The organism is Cuspidothrix issatschenkoi CHARLIE-1, assembly GCF_002934005.1.
Taxonomy (GTDB): Bacteria; Cyanobacteriota; Cyanobacteriia; order Cyanobacteriales; family Nostocaceae; genus Cuspidothrix; species Cuspidothrix issatschenkoi.
The window spans coordinates 1-2,490 of sequence record NZ_PGEM01000215.1; the positions used below are offsets into that span (position 1 = coordinate 1).

The 2,490-nt window shown below is 38.7% G+C and carries 3 protein-coding genes; 1 reads left to right on the forward strand and 2 read right to left on the reverse strand.

Annotated features, from left to right (window positions below):
* Nucleotides 1-260, forward strand: a 260-nt coding sequence (locus tag CUN59_RS22805; protein ID WP_207765458.1) for a hypothetical protein, incomplete at its 5' end; no start/stop codon positions are given.
* 60 nt (nt 261-320) lie between these two features.
* On the opposite strand, the gene CUN59_RS22810 is transcribed toward CUN59_RS22805, so the two are convergent.
* Together CUN59_RS22810 and CUN59_RS22815 are read right to left on the reverse strand one after the other, a co-directional pair.
* A complete protein-coding gene (locus tag CUN59_RS22810; RefSeq protein ID WP_104389542.1) occupies nt 321-1,196 on the reverse strand; it encodes a replication initiation protein in 876 nt (291 codons plus the stop codon).
* Nucleotides 1,197-2,102: 906 nt separating this feature from the next.
* Nucleotides 2,103-2,490, reverse strand: a 388-nt coding sequence (locus tag CUN59_RS22815) for a hypothetical protein (RefSeq protein WP_165790240.1), incomplete at its 5' end; no start/stop codon positions are given.

Here is a 2,490-nt window from a genome sequence, read left to right on the forward strand (position 1 = left end):
TCGAACCCCAAGTTTTCTCTTTGTCGCTCGAAATCGAGCGAGACATTTTTTCAAAATGTCAGTCGGACGGCTTTGCCATTGTCCGACAAAAAAACCGACCTCGAAAGGTCAGTTCTTCGAATAATAGGGCCAGTGGTGGCGCGGGTTGTTTACAGCCTAAAGCTGAAGGCAGTGCCGAACCTGAAGCTGAATCATCAGCAACCTTTGAGCAAACTGTTACCAGTCACCCGACTTACACCCTATCGTTACTTACATTTTAGCACAATTTTTGATTTTATTGAGGTTCTAAAATAAATTGCCTCCCCTCTTTTCTGCCTGGATTAGTCTAAAAAATCATAGATGTCTGTTTGAACTTCATGAGATTCTGAACGATTCAGTCTAGCCAACATTTCTTGCTTTTTACGTTCTAATTCGGCTTTTGTCTCTTCGCTTGTCGTGTTCACGTAATCAGTATTTGACCAACTAGGTACGTTGGACTGTCTTTTCTGCTTATGTTTTGGCTTGTTAAATTTATTTGGAACATACGATTCGGATGTTTCAGAATTCCAAATGAACTCGTATCCTAGAACTGGATTTCCTCGCTTGTTTGACTTGATTTTTTTAACTTTCAAACCCATAAAATAGGGCGAAAGTTGTTCTAAGATAGGTTTGATCACTGCCCTATCAATTTCACTAGACTTATAGGCAGAGGGCATGTCTAGTATCCTTTTTAGGTCATCTATAGCAAATTCTTTTTTCCCAACTGTTCTCCATTGCTTCAATAATCGATACATAGTTTTGGCATAGGTTGACCTAATACTAGTAAATTCTTCAAGTTCATATCTTGTAAATTGAGTTTCTAATTTATTGAGGATATAGTCAAAATTAGATGACACCTTAACTTCTACCATTTTTTTATCTAAGTCTACCTCAAAAAATTCAAACAAGGTCATTACTCTAAACTTTCGTTCAGATTGCTCAAAATAGGTCAATTGACCTATTTTCTTAGCAGCATTGGTTATTGTTTCTTCCCAGCGATACTTACGAGATGAACTAGCAAGTTCTCTAAGCTCGTCTGTATCGAATACAAGTTTTTTCAATCCTTGTTCCTTAGCTTTTGTCAGTATCGCAAAAAAGAAATTCATCTCTTCAGATGTCCAAGTTCTCATAACCACGGTATTCAAATCGTTGTGGTACTTTACTACTTCGTTACTCATTAAGAACCCTCCTACCTGTTATTAATTATAACATTTTTCTTTTTGTATGTAAAGATATATTTGTTCTTTATAACTGCACATTTCTACACCCATAACTGCACATTTCTACACCCATAACTGCACATTTCTACACCCATAACTGCACATTTCTACACCCATAAAAGCTGAAACCCCTTGGCGCTCTAGGGATCTCAAGAGCCTTAAATATATATAAAATATAATTAAATATATATAAAAAGGGGCTCACTTCGTTTCGCCCCCATTTTCTCCACCCAAGGAACAAAAAAAAGACCCTATCGGGTCAATCTCTTAGAAGTGTATCAGGGGTCTTTACAGCTCGAAGCTGAAGGCAGTCCCACACCCGACACAAAATCGTGCCCTTTGAGCTATCCGTTTCCAGTCGCCCGACGATAAAGAGATTCACGCCACCGACCGTATCGCTGAGGCGCCTCTAAAAGAGTATAGCATAATTGACAGACTTCCACAACACATGCTATAATTAACGTACGAAAATGTAGTGCGCAAGCACACCGAAGCCCCTAATGAATGCCAGTTCCCTAGGGGCTTTTTTTGTAGGTGTTTGGGCTAGCCTTAGCGTTTGTCCTTGCTATCTAACCACTTGCAAATGTAATGTGCCGTTACTTCTGCCATAATAGCAAGTAAGACGTCGAAAATGTAGTGCACTCGCTCCACCTCCTTTCGCACAAATTTGCGGAAGGTTTTGCTTCAGCATTGGTTATTATAGCATATACGCTTACTTTATTCCATGATCTATTTGACAACAAGTAACCAGCGACTACCGTCCTTTGTCCGTGTCCGTCCGTAAGGCTTCAGCCTTACGGCTCGGCACGTACTAGCGTACTCTGTCACTGCTTATTGTCAAATAGCTTTCACGGCATAAATCGCTCAAAGCTCTGGCCCTTGAAAATCTCTGTCTATCGAGAAAGTTTTGCTCGTTTCTAAAGCTATTATTCTGTCATTCAGCGATTCTATTTCTTTTTCAGTCAAAACATCTGACAGTTTATCTAGGACATCCGCTTTTTCTTTGTACGTCTTAAATTTGTCATCAAAGCCTTTATTTTTGGCTTCTGCCAACTTCAAATCAAACTTTACTTTCCCTAGTTCCGTATCTTTCATCTCCAACTGCCTTCTCAAAAGGATATTTTGAGAAATCAGACCTTGAATTTTTTCATTGACCGAACTGATATAATTTTTTAATTGGCTCACAAAATCAAAATCGAAGGTTATTTTTCCTGTAATCGTCTTTTTAGCATTTTCTAACACTTCAAAAAAA

Coding starts and splice junctions, on each gene's coding strand:
- CUN59_RS22810 (WP_104389542.1), bottom strand. CDS start 1,196: ATGAGTAACGAAGTAGTAAAGTACCACAACGATTTGAATACCGTGGTT.